Raw genomic sequence first — 17,634 nt, 5'->3', positions numbered from 1 at the left:
CCGCCCATCCGGGAGCCCTTCATGTTTTTCCGTTTTTTCAAAGATATCAAGACCAGCCACAAGCTGGCGCTGGGTTTTGCCATCCTGATTTCCCTGATGCTGGCCTTGACCGCGACCGGCGTGCATCGCGTCAGCCGGATCAATACCGGCCTGACCGAGATCGCCGAGGCGCACAGCGTCAAGCAACGTTACGCCATCAATTTTCGCGGCAGCGTGCATGACCGCGCGATCGCGCTGCGCGATCTCATCCTGGAGCAGGAGCCGGGTGCGCTGGAACAGGTCGCCAGGATACGCATGCTGGCGGAGCGCTACGCGCAGTCCGCCGTCCTGCTCGACCGCGCCCCGCTCGACCGCGAGGAGCGCACGGCGGTGCAAGCCATCAAGGAGATCGAGGCGCGCACGCTGGCGGTGAGCCAGCAAGTCATCGACCTGCGCCTGGCGCAGCGCCAAGCCGAGGCCAGCGCGCTGCTGCTGACAACCGCGCGCCCGGCCTACGTCGCCTGGCTGGCGGCGGTCAATCGACTGATCGACCTGGAGGAAGCCAGGATCAAGGCCGAGTCGGCCGAGGTACGCGCCACCGCCCAAGGTTTTTCGCGGCTGATGCTGATCCTGTCCGGCATGGCGCTGCTACTGGCCGGCCTGATCGGCTGGGCCACCGCGCGCGCCGTCACCCGCCCGATCCACCAGGCCACGCACGCGGTGCACACCATGGCCACCGGCGACCTGATACAGGACATCCCGGCCGGCGGGCGCGACGAGGGCGGCCGGCTGCTGGCCGGCCTGCACACCCTGCGCCACAGCCTGGCCTCGGCCCTGTCGCGGGTCCAGCTCAGCGCCCATCAGGTGGCCGACATCGGCGGCGGACTGCTGGAAGACAACCGCCAGCTGGCCCGGCGCAACGCGCAACAGCAATCGGCCCTGGCCGAAACCAGCGCGGCGATGGAGCAGCTGGACGCCAGCGTGCGGGAAAACCTCGGTTTCACCGAACAGGCCAACCACGCCGCCATCCAGGCCAGTGCCATCGTCGAACAGGGTGGGCGCGCGATGGCCGAGGTGGTGCAGACCATGCACCTGATCCAGCAGGACGCCACCCGCATCGCCAGCATCGCCGACCTGATCGACAACATCACCTTCCAGACCAATCTGCTGGCCCTGAACGCCGCCGTGGAAGCCGCGCGGGCCGGCGAGCACGGACGCGGCTTCGCCGTGGTGGCGTCGGAAGTCCGTTCGCTGGCCGCGCATTCGACCACCGCCGCCAAGGAAATCCGGACCCTCATCACCACCGGATTGCAGCGCACCGAGGCCGGCACCGCCCTGATCGGCCAGGCCGGCCAGACCATGGCCGAGGTGGCGGCGGCGATGCACGAGGTCACCGGCAGAATGGCCGACATCCGCGCCGCCAGCAGCCGGCAGGCGGCCGGCGTGGGCCAGGCGCGCGACGCGCTGGCCCTGATGGAACAAGCCACCGAGCAGAACAGCGCGCTGGCGCGGCAGACCTCCGCCATCGCCGACGAAATGCACGCGCAGGCCCACAACCTGCGTGAAGTGATCGGCATCTTCCGGCTGCGCCAGGACGTGGCGGCCTTGCGGTGACGGCGATGAACAACCTCGACGATCTGTCCTGCTTCGTGGCGGTGGTGCGTCACCAGGGCTTTTCAGCGGCCGCGCGCGCCACGCGCGTGGAAAAGACCCGTCTGAGCCGGCGCGTGGCGGCGCTGGAACAGCGGCTGGGCGTGCGCCTGCTCCAGCGCAGCACGCGCAGCGTGGCCTTGACCGAGGCCGGCGCGCGGTTCTACGCCGACAGCCTGAAAATCGTCGAGGCGGCCCAGCTGGCGCTGGCCAATGTGGCGCAACTGCGCGACGAACCCGCCGGCCTGGTGCGCATCAGCTGCCCCCAGGCGCTGGCGGCCGCCGATCTCAGCCCCATCCTGTCCGCCTATCTCGCCGCGCATCCCAAGGTGCGCGTCGAACTGGAACATGGCGACACGCCGCCCGACCTGAGCGGCCAGCAGTGCGACATCGCGCTGCGCTCATCACTGCCGGCGGGCAGCCTGTCCGGGCTGGTCGTGCGCGAGCTGGGCGGGGTGCGGCGCCAGCTGCTGGCCAGCCGCGATTTCCTCGACCGCCACGGCCGGCCCGGCACGCCCAAGGAGCTCGCCATGCTGGACGCGGTGGCGGCCCCCGGCGACGTGCGCGATGGCCTGGTCCACTGGCGCCTGCTGGGAGCACGCGAACACAAGACCACGGTCACGCTGTCGCCCCGCCTGCAAAGCGGCGACCTGCCGACCCAGCTGGCGGCGGCAGCGCACGGGCTGGGCATCGCCTGCCTGCCCGCGCACGCGGTCAAGGACCAACCGGGAACCAGCCAGCTGGAACGCGTTTTGCCGAACTGGGCCGTAATCGACAGCCCGCTGTACGCGATCTACCCCGCCCAGCGCGGCATGCTGCCGTCGGTGCGCGGCCTGGTCGCGTGCCTGCTGGCGCAGCTGCCGCCGCTGCTGGCGCCCCCGCCCGAGGCGGGCGCGTGCGCGTTCGCCCTGTGAGCGCGCGGCGCGGACCTCCCGCGCAGGCGGCGGCCCCGGCCGGCTGCCCGCCGCGCTTATGAAGTCATGCCCCGGCAATAAGAGACAAGCCGTGGCGTGCCGGCCGCCCTCCCCCGCTCAACGCAGGGCCAGCGCCGGCGCCGGCTGGCGCCGCGCCACGGTGGCCGTCAGCCGGAAACTGCCGACCGCCGCCGCCAGGCTGGCCGCCTGCTCGCGCAGGGACTGCGAGGCGGCGCTGGCCTGCTCCACCAGCGCCGCGTTCTGCTGGGTCGCGCTGTCCATCTGGTTGACGGCCTGGTTGATCTGATCGATGCCGGCCGCCTGCTGCTGGCTGGACGAGGAAATCTCGTTCACGGTGTCGCCCAGCTGGTGCACGCGCTCGACGATGTCGCGCATCGCCGATCCGGCCTCCTCCACCAGCGCGGCACCCGCCGTGGCCCGCCGCTGCGAGTCGTCGATCAGCGCCTTGATTTCCTTGGCGGCGCTGGCGGAGCGTTGCGCCAGATTGCGCACCTCGCTGGCCACCACCGCGAAGCCGCGGCCATGCTCGCCGGCGCGCGCGGCTTCCACCGCCGCGTTCAAGGCCAGGATGTTGGTCTGGAAGGCGATGCCATTGATCACGCCGATAATGTCGCCCACTTTGTGCGCCGAATCGTTGATCGCGCCCATGGTCTCGACCACCTGCGTCACCACCGCGCCGCCACGGCTGGCCATGTCGCTGGCGGCGATCGCCAGCTGGTTGGCCTGGCGCGCGCTGTCGGCGTTGTGCCGGACCGCCGCCGCCAGCTGCTCGATGGAGGAGGCGGTTTCCTCCAGCGCCCCGGCCTGCTGTTCAGTCCGCGCGGACAGGTCGAGGTTGCCGCTGGCGATCTCGCCCGACGCGGTGGCGATCACCTCGGCGCCGGCACGTACCCGGCCGACGATGTCGACCAGGCCGCTGTTCATCTCGCGCAGCGCCAGCATCAGCTGTCCCGTCTCGTCGGCCGATTCAACCTGGATGACGCTGCTCAAGTCGCCGCCGGCGACGGTTTGCGCCACCGCCACCGCCTGGCCGATCGGCACTGTGATGGAACGCGAGAGCAGCCACGCCAGCAGCGCGCCCACCATCACCGCCGCCGCCACCATCGCGCCCAAGGCGTCGCGGGCGAAGCGGTACTGCCGGTTCATGCGCTCGACGCCCTCCTTGTTCTGCTTTTCCTGCAACGCGATCATCGCCTCGGTCAGCTCGAACAGCTTGTCCTGCGGGGCTTGCACCGAGCGTTGCAGGAAGCCGACCACCTCGGCCGTCTGGCCGCCGTCGGTCAGCGCAACCACTTGGCCGTACATGGGCAGCAGGTTAGCGGCGGTGGCCTGGATCTCGCCATCCAGACGCCGGCCCTGCTCGCTGACCACCAGCCGGTGCATGCGCTGCGAGGCCTCCAGCACCGCCGCGCTGCCCTCCTTGATCCGGCCCAGCATCACGCGCCGCTGGTCGGCGTCGTCGTATAGAATGTAATTGCGGACCGCGCGGGCGCACACGTTCAGGCCCTGGCGCAGGTCGGTGGCGGCATCGATCTTCACCACGTTCTCGCCGGTGATGACATCGATGTCGGCCTTGGTGGCGGACAGCGCCATCCAGCCGACCAGCGCGACGCCCATCAGCAGCAGCAACATGCCGGCAAACGCCAACCTCAGCCTGATGACAATCCTTAAGTTTGAAAATTTCATGACTACCCGGTACGCATTACTAAAAATGCCTTAAGGATATAGTCGATTCAATTTTGCAACAATAAGGCGGGCACGCTATCTCCGGTAAGGATTTCCCTACCGGAGATAGCGCCCGCCCTAGTCCATGTGGAACACGGCTGGCATCATGGCCCAGTGCTCGCCCTCGGCGCGGCTGGCGAGCGGCCGCTGGCACGGTTCGCAGAAGGTCCACCAGCGCTGGGTTTCCGGATCGGCCGCGATGCGGCGCATGTCGGCGTCAAAATCGCTGCCGTGGTATTCCCAGTAACCGAACAGCAGGTTCTCAGGCTCGCGCAGGAAGATAGTGTAGTTGCGCACATTGGCGGCGGCCAGCGTGGCCAGCACTTGCGGCCACACCGCCGCGTGCAGCGCCTTGTATTCATCGATCTTGCCGGGTTCGATCCCGATCACCATGCCCATGCGTTGCATTTTTTTGTCCTTGCCCAATCGGTTAACATCGGCAGATTGTACTGAATATATTCAATACACTCAACGTATTTTCATTCTGATCGGGGACCCCGGGAGGTAAAATATGGTTTTATTTTTCAGTCCCGACGCCGCCCATACATGGCCAAGCTTCCCATCACCACCAGACGCAGCATCAACCTGCTGCTGGAACACGCCGCCAACCACCTGAAAGTGGGCGACGCCATGCCCACCGAAATGCAAATGACGCAGATCGTCAACAGCAGCCGCACCGCGGTGCGCAGCGCGCTGGCGCACATGGTGGAGCATGGCCTGATCGCGGGCATGAAGCAGCGCCACCTATTGCGCCGGCCGAGGCCGGACGATTATTTCGACGTGACGGAACTGCACAGCGCCACCGAGCAGTTGCAGCAGGTGTTGATGGAGCGGATCTATGAGCGCGACTTGCCGCCGGGGGCCGAGTTCACCGAGGTCGAGCTGTCGCGCGCGGCCGGCGTGAGCACCATCGCCGTGCGTGAATTCCTGATCGGCTTCTCGCGCAACGGCCTGATCGAGAAAACCCCGCGCGGCAGCTGGCGCCTGTGCGCGTTCGACAGCAAGTTCGCGCAGGAGCTGGGTGAGGCGCGCGAGATGTTCGAGTTGCGGGCGATCGAGCGCATCGCCACCCTGGCGCCGGACCATCCGGCGTTCGCGCGGCTGGCGGACCTGCTGGCGCGCCACGAGGCGCTGGGCAAGGAACCGGCCGAGAGCCACGCCGAGTTCCCGGCGCTGGACCGCGAGTTCCACAGTTTCCTGATCAGTCTGCTGGACAACCGCTTCGCGGAAAACCTGAACGAAGCGGTGTCGATGGTGTACCACTACCACTACCAATGGGACAAGCGCGACGAGCTGCCGCGCAATCAGTACGCGGTGCAGGAGCACGTGGCCATCCTGCGCCCGCTGGTCGGCGGCGATTTGCCGGCCGCGATGGCGGCCATGCGCCGCCACCTGCACTCTTCGCGCTCCACCATGCTCAACGCGCTGCATGCCCGGGAAAGCAGCATGCCGCAGGCGTAAGCCTCAGGCGTTCAGGGTGATGAAGCCGCCGTCGATCGGATAATCGCTGCCGGTGATGAACGCGGCCTCGTCGCTGCACAGGTACAGGGCCAGCGCGGCCACCTCCTCCGGCCGCGCCATGCGGCCGATCGGCTGGGTCTTCGACAGCCGCTCGAACATCTCGGCCTCCTGGCCCGGGTAATTCTTCGCCAGGAAGCCATCGACGAACGGCGTGTGCACCCGTCCCGGCGAGATCGAATTGCAGCGGATGCGGTCCTGCAAATAATCCTTGGCCACCGACAGCGTCATGGCCATCACCGCGCCCTTGGCGGTGGAATAGGCGAAGCGTTCGGGCACCGCCACCCAGGCCGCCACCGACGCCATGTTGAGGATCACGCCGCCGCCGTTGGCGCGCAGCAGCGGAATCGCCTCGTGCAGGCAGTTGTAGGCGCCCTTCACGTTGACGTTGATGACGCGGTCGAAGTCTTCCTCGGCGGTGTTGTCGGCCTTGCCGACGTGGGCGATGCCGGCGTTGTTGATCAGGATGTCGATCGCGCCGATGGCGGCGAAGCGGGCCCGCACGTCGGCCTGGCGGGTGACGTCGCAGACGTGGGCGGTGGCCTGGCCGCCGGCCGCGCGGATCTCGTTCACCACGCCGGCGCCGGCCTCTTCGCTCAGCTCCAGCACGTGCACGCTGGCCCCGCTGCGCGCGAACAGCAGCGCGATGGCGCGGCCGATACCGCTGCCGCCGCCGGTGATGATGGCGGTCTTGTTATTCAGTTCAAACATGTTTCAATACTCCCGGTCGAGGTGGTGCTGGCGGCTGGCCGCGCCTCGCGCAGCGCGAACCAGGCGATCACGAGGAAGCACAGCAGCGGCGCGGCGTAGCCGAATTGAAGATTCTGGGTGGCGTCGCTGATGGCGCCGAACAGCAGCGGCAGCACGGCGCCGCCGACGATGGACATGACGATCAGGCTGCTGCCCATCTCGGTGTCGGCGCCGGCGTCACGGATGCCCAGCGAGAAAATGGTGGGGAACATGATCGACATGAAGAAGGCGATGCCGATCACCGCCGCCAGGGCGGCGCCGCCGCTGGCGAACATCGCCACCGCCGACAGCGCCGCGCTGGCCATCGCATAGCTCAGCAGCAGGCGCGCCGGCGCGAAGTATTTCATCAGGCAGGTGCCGGCGAAGCGCCCCACCACGAAGGCGGCGCCGCAGCCCCAGCCCAGATAATCGGCGGCGCGGATCTGCGAGATGCCGGCCGCCCTGGACGCGTACAGGATGAAGAAGCTGAACACACACACCTGCGCGCCCACGTAAAAGAACTGGGCGATGACGGCGCGCCGGATCGACGGCCGTTGCAGCGCCCGTCCGATCGCGCCGCTGGCGGGGCTGGCGTGGCCGCTGGCGCCGGCGGCGGCCGGCAACTTCAGGAAGTAGAACACCAGCGCGATCAGCATGATGACCAGCGCGATCGCCAGGTAAGGCCCCTTGACGCTGGCCGCCTCCGCCGCCAGCTGCGCCTGGCGCGCGCTGTCGGACATGGCCTGCAACTGCGCCTCGCTGGCGCCGTCGACCAGGATGGCGCGGGCGCCGACGATGGGCGCCAGCGTGGCGGCCAGGCCGTTGAACGATTGCGCCAGGTTGAGGCGCTGGGTGGCCAGCTCGGGCCGCCCCAGCAGCGTGATATAGGGATTGGCGGCGGTTTCCAGCACCGTCAGGCCGCAGGCGATGATGAACAGCGCGCCCAGGAAGAAGGCGTAGCGGTGGGTGTCGGCGGCCGGGATGAACAGCAGCGCGCCGACGGCGAACAGCCCCAGCCCGCACAGCATGGCGTTCTTGTAGCCGGCCTTGCGGATCAGCAGGCCGGCCGGCAGCGCCATCACGAAATAAGCGATGAACACCGCCGAATCCACCAGCGCCGATTGCAGCACGGTCAGGTTGAACGACTTGCGCAGGTGGGGAATCAGTATCGGATCAAGATTATGGACGAAGCCCCACATGAAAAACAGGGTGGTGATCATCGCGAAGGCAAATTTGTAGCTCTGCCCGCTGGTTGTTTCGGTTGGCGCCATGGAGTCTCCGTATGCGGCACTCTGGGTGCCATTTTTTCGCTGTATCCATTTGCTTCCCACCGCCGCGGCGCGGCCGCGGCGGCGTTGTTACTTCAACCGTCGATCAGGGCCGGGTCCCATGCGTGGACGGTCTGCCGCTGCTGGCCCAGGCCTTCGATGCCCAGCGCCATGCGGTCGCCCGGGCGCAGGTAGACCGGGTCCGGCTTCTGGCCCAGGCCGACGCCGGGCGGCGTGCCGGTGCTGATCACGTCGCCCGGATTGAGCGTCATGAAACGGCTGATGTAGCTGACCAGGTGCGCCACCGTGAACACCATGGTGCGGGTGTTGCCGGTCTGGTAGCGCTTGCCGTTCACCTCCAGCCACATGTCGAGATTCTGCGGGTCCGGCACCTCGTCGGCGGTGACCAGCCACGGCCCCACCGGGCCGAAGGTGTCGCAGCCCTTGCCCTTGTCCCACTGGCCGCCGCGTTCGAGCTGGTACTCGCGCTCGGACAGGTCGTTCACCACGCAATAGCCGGCCACGTAGTCCAGCGCCTGCTCCACCTCCACGTAGCGGGCGCGGGTGCCGATCACCACGCCCAGCTCCACTTCCCAGTCGCTCTTGACCGAGTCGCGCGGCAGCACCACCGGGTCGTTGCAGCCGATGATGGAACTGGTGGCCTTGGCGAACAGCACCGGTTCGGACGGCACCGCCATGCCGGATTCGGCGGCGTGGTCGGAATAGTTCAGGCCCACGCAGATCAGCTTGCCGATATCGGCGACGATGGGCGCCATGCGGCCCGGTTCGGCCACCAGCGGCAGTTGGGCGGGATTGAGCGAGGCCAGGCGGTCCAGGCTGGCCTTGCCGAGGTGGGCCGAGGTCAGGTCCGGCAGCACGCCGGACAAATCGCGCACCTGGCCTTGCGCGTCGAGCAGGCCCGGCTTTTCATAGCCCTTGGGGCCAAAGCGTAACAATTTCATTTCATTCCTTCTGCTGTCAAATCGAGATAAAAGCGGTATTAGGCGCCCGGCGGCAACGGCGCACGGCGGTCGATCAGGCCATCACGCGCCAGCGCCTGCCACAAGGCGGCCGGCAGCGGCTGGGCAAACCAGGCGGCGTTCTGGCGCAACTGCGCCGGGCTTTGCGCGCCGGGGATGCAGGACACCACCGCCGGATGGGCCATGGGGAACTGCAAGGCGGCGGCCTGGATCGGCGCGCCGGCCGCCGCGCACACGGCGGCGATGGCGTCGACCCGGGCGACAATCTCGGCCGGCGCCTCTTCGTAGTTGAACTTGCGGTTGCCCGCCAGGATGCCGGAATTGAACGGCCCGCCGATCACGATGCCGATGCCGCGCTCGGCGCAGACATCCAGCAGCGGCGCCAGCGAGGCCTGTTCCAGCAAGGTGTAGCGTCCCGCCAGCAGCGCGCAATCCAGGTCGCAGACGTCGATCGCCTCGGCCACCACTTCCCATTCGTTGACGCCAAGGCCGATGGCGCCGACGCTGCCCTCGTCGCGCAGCTGCGTCAGCGCGCGGAAGCCGCCGCCCTGCACCAATTGCTCCCAGTAGTGCGCGTGGCGCGCGCCGTGCGTGACGCGGCCGATATCGTGCACATACAGGATGTCGACCCGGTCCATGCCGAGCCGCTGCAAGCTGTCCTCGTGCGAGCGCTTGATGCCGTCGTAGCTGTAGTCGAAGTGCGGGCGGAACGGCAGCGGCCGGGCCCAGCCGGAGTCGCCCGGCCGCACGCCCGGGTCCGGCAGCATCAGGCGGCCCACCTTGGTGCTGATGGTGTAGCTGTCGCGCGGCCGCCCGCGCAGCGCAGCGCCCAGGCGGTGCTCGGACAGCGTGTAGCCGTAGTACGGCGCGGTGTCGAAATAGCGGATGCCCAGTTCCCAAGCGGTGTCGACGATGGCAAGCGCCTCGGCCTCGCTGACGGCCTGGTACAGGCCGCCCAGCTGGGCGCAGCCCAGTCCCAGGCTGCTCAGCGACAGGGCGCGGCGCGGCAGCGGGCGCAATTCGGTCACGTGCATCTCAGGCCGCCTTCAGCGGGAAGCAACCCGGGCCCGAGGGCTCGAATTGTTTGTAGGTGAGGATGAACTCCTGGTGCCCCAGCGCTTCCGAGCAACTCTGCGCGCCGTTGGCCACCTGCGCCACCAGTTGCACGATCTCGCTGCCGACCTGCTCCAGCGAGGCGGCGCCGGTCAGGATGCGGCCGGCGTTGACGTCCATGTCCTCGGCCAGGCGCTCGTAGGTGGCCGGGTTGGCGCACACCTTGATCACCGGCGAGATCGCCGAGCCGACCACCGAGCCGCGCCCGGTGGTGAACAGGGTGATGTGGGCGCCGCAGGCGATCAGCTCCACGATCTCGGCGTTGTCGGAAATATTCGGGAAGCCGAAGCGCACCTCGCCGTCCGGCACCACGTCCAGCAGATACAGGCCGCCGCCGTCGGGCTGGTCGCCCGGCTTGAGGATGCCGCTGATCGGCGAGGCGCCGCTCTTGGCGTAGGCGCCCAGCGATTTCTCCTCCTGCGTGGTGAGGCCGCCGTCGGCGTTGCCGGGCGCGAAGCTGCCATGCCCCAGCACGGTGTAGTAGTGGGCCGCCTTGTTGACGCAGGCGACGATGGCGTCGCCCAGCTCCGGCGTGGCGGCGCGCCGTTTCATGTGGAATTCGCAGCCCACCAGTTCCCCGGTCTCCTCGAAGATGCAGGCGGCGCCGGCCGCGACCAGCTGGTCGAAGGCCACGCCGACGGCGGGATTGGCGGTGATGCCGCTGGTGCTGTCGGAACCGCCGCAGATGGTGGCCACCACCAGTTCGTCCAGGCCCATCGGCACGCGCTCCTGCGCATCGAGCGCCTCACGCGCCCAGCGCACCCACTCAATGCCGTCGGCCACGCTGGTGCGGGTGCCGCTGTTCTGCTGGATGGTGATGGTATGCACCGGCCGGCCGCTGGCCGCCACCACTTCCTCCAGGCCGCGGCGGTTGAAGCTCTCGCAACCCAAGGCGACGATCAGCGCGGCGCCGACGTTGGGATGGGTGGCCAGGCGCTTCATCATGCGGTCGGCGTAGTCGTTCGGATAGCAGCCGGGGAAGCCGATCAGGTGCACCTCCTGCCCCGGGAAGGCGTTGACGATCATGCGCGACACATGGTGCGCGCATTCCACGGTGTAAGCCACCACCACGACGTTGCGGATGCCTTTGCGGCCATCGGCGCGCAGGTAGCCGGACAATGCGGGTAAAGCGGTGTTGGTCATCAGTGGGTGCTCCCGATAAAGGAATGGGCGTCGGACGCCAGGGTATAGGTGGGAATATAGTCGCTGACCAGATTATGCGTGTGCAGCATGGCGCCGGGCGCCACACCGGCCGTGACGGTGCCGATGATGGCGCCATAGCGCAACACCTTGTCGCCCGCTTGCAGCGCGGTGCGCGCCACCTTGTAGCCCAGCGGGATATCTTCCGGCAGAGTGACGGAGGCACCGTCGATCTCCAGCGTTTCGCCGGCCGCCAGCGGCAGGCGGGCGATCAGGCAGTTGTCTTCGGGCGCCATCAGCAGCAGGCGCGGCGCGGCGGGCGCCGGGGTTTGGGACATGGATGCTTCCTTCAGGATCAGGATAAAAATCGTAGCGGCGCATGCAGTGTATTCGATATATCCAGTACAATGCAAGCACCGTCCAACTCCTCCAATGGAAAATCCATGATGAAAACTGTTGTCTGCCAGTCCCCCGGCGATCTGCGACTGACGGAGCGCCCGTTGCCGCAGGCGCAACCCGGCGAAGTGCTGCTGCGCGTGCGCCGCATCGGCCTGTGCGGCACCGACATGCACATCTTCCGCGGCACCCAGCCCTTCCTGCAATATCCGCGCGTGATGGGGCACGAGCTGTCGGGCGAGGTGGTCAGCGCGCCCGCCGGCAGCGAGCTGGCGCCCGGCGACCAGGTGTATGTGATGCCTTATCTGTCCTGCGGCGACTGCGTGGCTTGCCGCCAGGGCAAGACCAATTGCTGCACCCGCATCCAGGTGCTGGGCGTGCACCGCGATGGCGGCATGGCCGAATATCTGGCGCTGCCCGAGCGCTTCGTGTTCAAGACCGAGGGCATCTCGCTCGACGAGGCCGCCATGCTGGAATTCCTCGCCATCGGCGCCCACGCGGTGCGGCGCGGCAAGGTCCAGCCCGGACAGAACGTGCTGGTGGTGGGCGCCGGCCCGATCGGCATCGCCGTCGCGCTGTTCGCCCGCATCAAGGGCGGCAAGGTGACGGTGCTGGACGCGCGCGAGGACCGGCTGGCGTTCTGCCGCACGGCGCTGGGCATCGAGCGCACGGTGACGGTGGGCGAGCAGGACAAGACCCATCTGTCGGCGCTGACCGGCGGCGAGTTCTACGACGTGGTGTTCGACGCCACCGGCAACGTCAAGGCCATGGAACGCGGGCTGGAGTTCGTGGCGCACGGCGGCACCTATGTGCTGGTGTCGATCGTGCTGGACCGCATTTCCTTCGCCGATCCGGAATTCCACAAGCGCGAAACCAGCCTGCTGGGCAGCCGCAACGCCACCGCCGACGACTTCCGCGAGGTGCTGACGGCCATGAAGGCGGGCCTGATCCCCACCGGCCTGATGAACACGCACCGCACCACCCTGTCCGAATTCGTGACGGTGCTGCCGTCATGGATGGACCCGGCCGCCGGCGTCATCAAAGCCATTGTCGAGGTGTAATTGAGCACGCCCATTCTGCAATTCGGCACCAGCCGCTTCCTGCAAGCGCATGTGGATCTGTTCGTCCACCAGGCGCAGGAACAGCAACAGGTGCTGGGCGGCATCACCGTGGTGCAAAGCACCGCCAGCGCCGCCAGCACGCGCCGGGTGGCCGCCTTCAATACGCCGGGTGGCTATCCGGTGCGCGTGCGGGGCCGCGAGGATGGCGCGGTGGTCGACCAGACCCATCGCGTGACCGCCATCGAGGCGGCGCTACAGGCCGACCACGACTGGCCGGCGGTCTGCGCGCTGGCCACCGGCCCGGTGCAGGTGATCGTCTCCAACACCGGCGACCGCGGTTATGAGCTGGCGGAGGGCGACGGCCCGGCGCTGCTGGACGCGGCCACGGCGCCGCGCAGCTTCCCGGCCAAGCTGCTGGTGCTGCTGCACCGCCGTTACCGCGGCGGCGCCGCCCCCATCACCCTGTATCCGTGCGAACTGGTGGCCGATAACGGCAGCGTGCTGCGCGACCTGGTGTGCCGGCTGGCCGTCGACTGGCGGCTGGACAGCGGTTTCCTGTCCTACCTGCGCGAGCGCTGCGTGTGGATCAATTCGCTGGTGGACCGCATTGTGTCCGAGGCGATCGAACCGGCCGGCGCGGTGGCGGAACCGTACGCCATCTGGGTCATCGAAGCGCAAGCGGGCATGGTGCTGCCCTGCGTCCATCCGCAAATCGTCGTCACCGACCGCTTGCAGCCGTACGAACGGCGCAAGCTGTTCCTGCTGAACCTGGGCCACACCTTCCTGGCCGAGCGCTGGCTGCAAGGCCGGCGTCCGGCCGACGAGACGGTACTGCAAGCGATGGCCGATCCGCGCCTGCGCGCGGAGCTGGAAGCATTGTGGCAGGAAGAAGTGCTGCCGGTGTTCGACGCGCTGGGCGAGGCCGGCATCAGCCGCGACTACCTGGCGCAGGTGCGCGACCGTTTCAGCAACCCCTTCCTGGCGCACCGCCTGGCCGACATCGCCCAGAATCATGAGCAGAAGAAGCAACGCCGCCTGCTGCCGGTGGTGGCGCTGGCCGAACAACTGGGCCTGTCGCTGGCACAACCGCGCCTGCGCGCGGCGCTCCAGCCCTCCCCTCTGAGCAAGGAGCCATGATGCGCATCGACGCCCATCAGCATTTCTGGCAACTGGCCGCGCGCGGCGGCGCCTGGCCGCCGCCATCGCTGGCCGCCATCCACCGCGACTTCGCTCCGGACGACCTGAGCGGCCTGCTGCGGCAACACGGCGTGGCCGCGACCGTGCTGGTGCAATCCCTGCCCAGCGAGGCAGACACCCGCTACATGCTGGCGCTGGCGGAGCGCCACGATTTCATTGGCGCCGTGGTGGGCTGGACCGATCTGAAGGCGGCCGACGCGCCGCAACGGATCGCCGCCCTCGCCGCCCACGGCAAGCTGCGCGGCCTGCGCCCTATGCTGCAAGACCTGGACGACGACTGCTGGATCGACGATCCCGCCCTGGCGCCGGCGGTGGACGCCATGCTGCGTCATGGCCTGCGTCTGGACGCGCTGGTGCTGCCGCGCCATCTGCCGGCGCTGCTGACTTTTGCGCGCCGCCATCCGGAGCTGCCGATCGTCATCGACCATCTGGCCAAGCCGGCCATGGGCGACATGCCCGACGCGCACTGGCTGGACGGCATGCGCCGCCTGGCGGCCCTGCCGCAAGTGGCATGCAAGCTGTCCGGCATGGTCACCGAGGCCGGTCCCGGCTGGAGCGTCGAGCGCTTGCGGCCGTATGCGCGCCATGTGCTCGACATCTTCGGCCCGGAACGGGTGATGTGGGGCAGCGACTGGCCGGTGCTGAACCTGGCGTCCGACTATACCGCCTGGCTGGCGGCCAGCGAAGCCCTGCTGCAAGACCTGACCCCGCCTCAGCGGGCGGCGGTGTTCGGCCTGAACGCCAAACGCTTTTACCGTATCGACTAAGGGCCGAAGCTGGCCACCTCCGACATCATGCAATCACCCTCCACCACCGAAGCCCAAGCCGCTCGCCCGCCCGAACCGCGCATGTACCGTGTGGTGGCCGAGCGGATTCAAGACCTGATCCGGCAACACAACATGGGCCCCGGCGCGCGCCTGCCCGCCGAGCGGGAACTGGCGGCATCGCTGGGTGTCAGCCGGGCGTCGTTGCGCGAGGGCTTGATCGCGCTGGAACTGGGCGGCGTGGTCGAGGTGTGCGGCGGTTCGGGCGTGTACGTCCGCGAGACTGCCGCCACGCCGGTGCCGGAAGCCGGACCGGGACCGTTTGAAGTGCTGTCGGCCCGCAATGTGATCGAGACCGAAGTGGCCGCCACGGCGGCGCGCAACGCCACCGCCGCCGCGCTGGACGCCATCCTGGCTGCCTTGCTGGAGATGGAGCGCAGCCACGAAGACCGCGCCAGCAACGAACAGGCCGACCGCAACTTCCACCTGGCGATCGCGCGCGCCAGCGGCAACGCGGCGCTGGTCGGCGTGATCGACTATCTGTGGCGCCAGCGCAGCGCCCTGTGGCACCGGATGAAACAGCACTACCGCACCGAGGAACTGCGCCAGGCCACACTGGCCGACCACCGCGCCATCTTCAACGCCATCGCCGCGCAGGACGCCGCAGGCGCGCGCAAGGCCATGCGCGCGCACTTGCAGCGCGTGGCCAGCACCTTCGCCGGCGGTCAGGCCTGAGGATCACGGCGGATTGGCCCGACAAAGCGCCGCTTGATCGACGTCGTTTACCCAAGCTTGGAGCATGGCGCTGGTGGGAACTTTTAGCTCGCGCGCGCGTCTTATCAACGACGAGCAAACAAAACGAGTGGAGAGGCGTCATGCTCTACGAATTTATCAGTCAAAACCACGCTTGGTTACTGGACCGTGGCGCACAATTGCGAAAGGACCGCGGCCAAGTGCCGATTGACCACGAACTGGACAAGGGCTTCGCACTCTTTCTTGATCAATTAATTGCAAGCCTTCAGCAAGAAGAGTCTGAAGGCGCCTACAGCAGCGGCGCGATATCCGGCCCAGTGTCCGGAGCCCCATCACAATCCGAGGTCGGGATGGCGGCCTTTTCGCTGGGTAGCGAGGTGTATGCGTTGGGGTTGCCCATCGATCAGCTGGTACACAGCTACGGCGACATGTGCCAGGCCATCGTCGAACTGGCGGAGATCAAGGATTTGCGGCTTGAAATCGGCGAGTATCGATTGCTGAACCATTGTCTGGACAACGCGATCGCCAGCGCGGTGAGCGAATACGAGTTCCATCATCATCGCATGCAGGCGGCCCAGTCCCGCCAGGGTGAGATGCAGAGCAGGGCCGCCACGGGGGAACGCATTCGCAAGCACTTGGGGACGGCGACCACGGCCATCGCCGCCTTGAAGTTGCGCGAACTGACCTTAGGTGGCATGACGGGCAAGATCCTCGAACGCAGTTTGTTGCACCTGAACGAGATCGTCAGCGAGATGGGAGAAGAAAATAACGCGAACCAGGTCGCCGACACGGCACTGCACCTGGTGCCGCTGACGACGTTCCTGACAGGGATTGTCGCGGCCGTCGCGCCCTGCGCATCAGTCTTGAAGCGCAGCGTGACGCTGGCGCCGGTGAACCCCGCCTTGGCGCTGCAAGGCCCCCTGGATCTGCTGGCGGCCGCCCTCATAGGCCTGTTGCAAGCTTGTCTTGAGCGCACGATCGAGGACGATGAGATCGCCCTGCACGGCTACGCCCGTGGAAGCAGTATTCTGATCGACATCATCTTCCCGGTACACGGCGCAAAACTACAGGAGGGCGATGCCAGCCTTTTATTGGCGCGCCGGCTCTTGCTTGAGCATCAAGCGACGCTCACGGTACGCGACAGTGTACATGCTCCCTACACCCTAGCCATCGCCCTGCCACGGCATCAAACGCCAACCTGATCGGCGCGGCTGGCGGTACGCCGTCGCCAGAACCCCTCATGGGAATAGCGGCTCACCGCCGCGTAGGTCTCGCCAAGACGCTGGTGATACTGGGAAGCCCCCGCCTCAATCGCGGCCGCCTTCAGGCCTGCATCGAAACGCGCGCGATCCAGGTGCCATCCGTCTCATGGGGATCGCGAACGGGATCGAACCAGGTTGGCGTGTCCAAGTCCCACTGCGACACCAGCGCCCCGCGCTCCACATGTCCTTGCGCAAGAAAACGATCGTACATCCCCAAGCGCCGCAACGCACGCGCGCCGCGCCCGGCAAGGACTCGCCTATGCGTTGCCCCCCCGGCCGCTTCCGCTTGCGGCCGCTCCAACAGCAGCACCCGGCATCCGGGCCGCAGGCGCCGGGCCAACGCCGAGCCGGCCGGCCCGGCGCCCACGATGATCACATCCTACTCCTGGAGCGGGTGGTCGGACCGGCCGGAGCTCACTCTGCGGGCTTCGGCGTGCCACGGCGCGCCACCTGACGCATGCGGCTGTCGGTGGCCTTGCGCTCGGCCTCGGACAAGGGCTGGCCACCGCGATCCTCAACCTGCATCAGCGGCGGCAGCTCCGGGTCGTTCGGAATCCCCTTGCGCACCTCGACAATGCCTTGCCGGTCAAAATGATTCACCATGGCCAGCAATTGCTGCTCGTAGCCGGCATCCTGGTACTGCGGATTGCGGAAGGCGTTAGCGACCGTCCGTCGCAGTTGCGCGTACGTGTCGCCCTCCTGCGACAGCTTGCGCAGATACTCCGGCGCCAGGAAATGCTGCGGCATGCCATAGCCGAAACCCGCCGCACGCGCGCGGTCACCGGGCCATCGCTGGTGTCGTCATACCATCCATCGTTGTTGGCAAACGTGGTGGGCGCGCCGCCGTCGAACGACGCCGACTTGCCATGGCCGCCAAACACCCACAGGCGGCCGCGCGCATCGGTGCGCAACTCGCCCAGCGGCACCTCGATGCCCATGAAGCCGCCACCGTCGAACCGGTAGCGCTCGCCGGAGCCATCCGGCACGCGGATGCTGCGGGGGCCCGGCGTGATGGATAAACTCTTGCGCTCGGGCAGCGGCACCTTGGCATTGCGGCGCGTGGACGGTGTCGCCGTCGCCGCCTCGGGGATGTCCAGCGCCAGCTCGAAGTTGTACCAGGCCGCCTTGTGGTTGGCCAGCTCGACCGTCCATTCGATTTCGACG

General features: G+C 67.7%; 18 protein-coding genes and 1 pseudogene. 8 read left to right on the top strand and 11 right to left on the bottom strand.

Translation table 11 applies throughout. From position 1 onward, the window contains the following. Nucleotides 1-21: 21 nt before the first annotated feature. Complete coding sequence (locus GM676_RS05240) at nucleotides 22-1,593, top strand: methyl-accepting chemotaxis protein (protein ID WP_155462333.1); 1,572 nt, start codon at nucleotides 22-24, stop codon at nucleotides 1,591-1,593. 5 nt (nucleotides 1,594-1,598) lie between these two features. Continuing rightward, nucleotides 1,599-2,543, top strand: a complete 945-nt coding sequence (locus tag GM676_RS05235; RefSeq protein WP_155462332.1) for a LysR substrate-binding domain-containing protein — start codon at nucleotides 1,599-1,601, stop codon at nucleotides 2,541-2,543. Nucleotides 2,544-2,660: 117 nt separating this feature from the next. Here the strand turns inward: GM676_RS05235 and GM676_RS32735 are convergent, their stop codons facing one another. Both GM676_RS32735 and GM676_RS05225 read right to left on the bottom strand, forming a co-directional pair. Further along, nucleotides 2,661-4,250, bottom strand: a complete 1,590-nt coding sequence (locus tag GM676_RS32735) for a methyl-accepting chemotaxis protein (RefSeq protein WP_155462331.1) — start codon at nucleotides 4,248-4,250, stop codon at nucleotides 2,661-2,663. Nucleotides 4,251-4,367: 117 nt separating this feature from the next. Further along, nucleotides 4,368-4,697, bottom strand: coding sequence for an L-rhamnose mutarotase (locus GM676_RS05225; protein WP_155462330.1), 330 nt, complete (start codon nucleotides 4,695-4,697; stop codon nucleotides 4,368-4,370). A gap of 138 nt (nucleotides 4,698-4,835) precedes the next feature. On the opposite strand from GM676_RS05225, the gene GM676_RS05220 reads away from it, so the two are divergent. Further along, entirely contained in the window at nucleotides 4,836-5,750 is a 915-nt protein-coding gene (locus tag GM676_RS05220) for a GntR family transcriptional regulator (protein ID WP_155462329.1), read from the top strand. A gap of 3 nt (nucleotides 5,751-5,753) precedes the next feature. Here the strand turns inward: GM676_RS05220 and GM676_RS05215 are convergent, their stop codons facing one another. The 6 genes from GM676_RS05215 to GM676_RS05190 all read right to left on the bottom strand — a co-directional run bounded on the left by GM676_RS05215 (nucleotide 5,754) and on the right by GM676_RS05190 (nucleotide 11,375). Beyond that, a complete protein-coding gene (locus tag GM676_RS05215) occupies nucleotides 5,754-6,518 on the bottom strand; it encodes an SDR family NAD(P)-dependent oxidoreductase (protein WP_155462328.1) in 765 nt (254 codons plus the stop codon). Further along, complete coding sequence (gene fucP / locus GM676_RS05210) at nucleotides 6,506-7,807, bottom strand: L-fucose:H+ symporter permease (protein WP_229262546.1); 1,302 nt, start codon at nucleotides 7,805-7,807, stop codon at nucleotides 6,506-6,508. The genes GM676_RS05215 and fucP overlap by 13 nt, the downstream gene beginning before the upstream one ends. A 92-nt stretch (nucleotides 7,808-7,899) precedes the next feature. After that, nucleotides 7,900-8,766 carry a fumarylacetoacetate hydrolase family protein gene (locus GM676_RS05205; RefSeq protein WP_155462327.1) on the bottom strand — a complete coding sequence of 289 codons (867 nt, stop codon included), beginning with the start codon at nucleotides 8,764-8,766 and terminating at the stop codon, nucleotides 7,900-7,902. Between the two features lie 38 nt (nucleotides 8,767-8,804). Beyond that, a complete protein-coding gene (locus GM676_RS05200) occupies nucleotides 8,805-9,818 on the bottom strand; it encodes an aldo/keto reductase (protein ID WP_155462326.1) in 1,014 nt (337 codons plus the stop codon). 1 nt (nucleotide 9,819) lies between these two features. Next, a complete protein-coding gene (locus tag GM676_RS05195; RefSeq protein WP_155462325.1) occupies nucleotides 9,820-11,040 on the bottom strand; it encodes a UxaA family hydrolase in 1,221 nt (406 codons plus the stop codon). Continuing rightward, nucleotides 11,040-11,375 carry a UxaA family hydrolase gene (locus tag GM676_RS05190; RefSeq protein ID WP_155462324.1) on the bottom strand — a complete coding sequence of 112 codons (336 nt, stop codon included), beginning with the start codon at nucleotides 11,373-11,375 and terminating at the stop codon, nucleotides 11,040-11,042. Before GM676_RS05190 ends, GM676_RS05195 begins: the two co-directional genes overlap by 1 nt. Nucleotides 11,376-11,483: 108 nt before the next feature. Between GM676_RS05190 and GM676_RS05185 the strand changes: the two genes are divergently transcribed. From GM676_RS05185 to GM676_RS05165, 5 genes are all read left to right on the top strand, one after another. Next, nucleotides 11,484-12,494 (top strand): zinc-binding alcohol dehydrogenase family protein, encoded by a 1,011-nt coding sequence (locus GM676_RS05185; RefSeq protein ID WP_155462528.1) that lies wholly within the window; start codon nucleotides 11,484-11,486, stop codon nucleotides 12,492-12,494. After that, a complete protein-coding gene (locus GM676_RS05180; RefSeq protein ID WP_155462323.1) occupies nucleotides 12,495-13,631 on the top strand; it encodes a mannitol dehydrogenase family protein in 1,137 nt (378 codons plus the stop codon). Next, nucleotides 13,628-14,458, top strand: a complete 831-nt coding sequence (locus GM676_RS05175; protein ID WP_211923156.1) for an amidohydrolase family protein — start codon at nucleotides 13,628-13,630, stop codon at nucleotides 14,456-14,458. Before GM676_RS05180 ends, GM676_RS05175 begins: the two co-directional genes overlap by 4 nt. A 27-nt stretch (nucleotides 14,459-14,485) precedes the next feature. Further along, complete coding sequence (locus GM676_RS05170; RefSeq protein ID WP_155462322.1) at nucleotides 14,486-15,190, top strand: FadR/GntR family transcriptional regulator; 705 nt, start codon at nucleotides 14,486-14,488, stop codon at nucleotides 15,188-15,190. Nucleotides 15,191-15,330: 140 nt separating this feature from the next. Next, nucleotides 15,331-16,410, top strand: a complete 1,080-nt coding sequence (locus GM676_RS05165; protein WP_155462321.1) for a hypothetical protein — start codon at nucleotides 15,331-15,333, stop codon at nucleotides 16,408-16,410. A 121-nt stretch (nucleotides 16,411-16,531) separates the two neighbouring features. Here GM676_RS05165 and GM676_RS32560 read toward each other — a convergent pair whose 3' ends face one another. The 3 genes and pseudogenes from GM676_RS32560 to GM676_RS32045 form a co-directional block, all read right to left on the bottom strand. Further along, complete coding sequence (locus tag GM676_RS32560; protein ID WP_371866129.1) at nucleotides 16,532-16,837, bottom strand: FAD-dependent oxidoreductase; 306 nt, start codon at nucleotides 16,835-16,837, stop codon at nucleotides 16,532-16,534. A gap of 47 nt (nucleotides 16,838-16,884) precedes the next feature. Continuing rightward, a complete protein-coding gene (locus GM676_RS32050) occupies nucleotides 16,885-17,217 on the bottom strand; it encodes a hypothetical protein (RefSeq protein ID WP_229262544.1) in 333 nt (110 codons plus the stop codon). A gap of 77 nt (nucleotides 17,218-17,294) precedes the next feature. Then, nucleotides 17,295-17,573, bottom strand: a pseudogene (locus GM676_RS32045) (LodA/GoxA family CTQ-dependent oxidase); the annotation flags it as partial. Between the last annotated feature and the right edge of the window lie 61 nt (nucleotides 17,574-17,634).

It is taken from the genome of Duganella radicis, from assembly GCF_009720825.1.
GTDB classification, from domain to species: Bacteria; Pseudomonadota; Gammaproteobacteria; order Burkholderiales; family Burkholderiaceae_D; genus Rugamonas; species Rugamonas radicis.
The sequence above is the reverse complement of the archived record's forward strand: the minus strand, read 5'-3'. Positions and strand labels throughout refer to the sequence as shown.

Bases quoted from the DNA above. Each gene is read 5' to 3' on its own strand.
- GM676_RS05240 (WP_155462333.1), top strand. From the start codon at position 22: ATGTTTTTCCGTTTTTTCAAAGATATCAAGACCAGCCACAAGCTGGCG.
- GM676_RS05235 (WP_155462332.1), top strand. From the start codon at position 1,599: ATGAACAACCTCGACGATCTGTCCTGCTTCGTGGCGGTGGTGCGTCAC.
- GM676_RS32735 (WP_155462331.1), bottom strand. From the start codon at position 4,250: ATGAAATTTTCAAACTTAAGGATTGTCATCAGGCTGAGGTTGGCGTTT.
- GM676_RS05225 (WP_155462330.1), bottom strand. From the start codon at position 4,697: ATGCAACGCATGGGCATGGTGATCGGGATCGAACCCGGCAAGATCGAT.
- GM676_RS05220 (WP_155462329.1), top strand. From the start codon at position 4,836: ATGGCCAAGCTTCCCATCACCACCAGACGCAGCATCAACCTGCTGCTG.
- GM676_RS05215 (WP_155462328.1), bottom strand. From the start codon at position 6,518: ATGTTTGAACTGAATAACAAGACCGCCATCATCACCGGCGGCGGCAGC.
- fucP (WP_229262546.1), bottom strand. From the start codon at position 7,807: ATGGCGCCAACCGAAACAACCAGCGGGCAGAGCTACAAATTTGCCTTC.
- GM676_RS05205 (WP_155462327.1), bottom strand. From the start codon at position 8,766: ATGAAATTGTTACGCTTTGGCCCCAAGGGCTATGAAAAGCCGGGCCTG.
- GM676_RS05200 (WP_155462326.1), bottom strand. From the start codon at position 9,818: ATGCACGTGACCGAATTGCGCCCGCTGCCGCGCCGCGCCCTGTCGCTG.
- GM676_RS05195 (WP_155462325.1), bottom strand. From the start codon at position 11,040: ATGACCAACACCGCTTTACCCGCATTGTCCGGCTACCTGCGCGCCGAT.
- GM676_RS05190 (WP_155462324.1), bottom strand. From the start codon at position 11,375: ATGTCCCAAACCCCGGCGCCCGCCGCGCCGCGCCTGCTGCTGATGGCG.
- GM676_RS05185 (WP_155462528.1), top strand. From the start codon at position 11,484: ATGAAAACTGTTGTCTGCCAGTCCCCCGGCGATCTGCGACTGACGGAG.
- GM676_RS05175 (WP_211923156.1), top strand. From the start codon at position 13,628: ATGATGCGCATCGACGCCCATCAGCATTTCTGGCAACTGGCCGCGCGC.
- GM676_RS05170 (WP_155462322.1), top strand. From the start codon at position 14,486: ATGCAATCACCCTCCACCACCGAAGCCCAAGCCGCTCGCCCGCCCGAA.
- GM676_RS05165 (WP_155462321.1), top strand. From the start codon at position 15,331: ATGCTCTACGAATTTATCAGTCAAAACCACGCTTGGTTACTGGACCGT.
- GM676_RS32050 (WP_229262544.1), bottom strand. From the start codon at position 17,217: ATGCCGCAGCATTTCCTGGCGCCGGAGTATCTGCGCAAGCTGTCGCAG.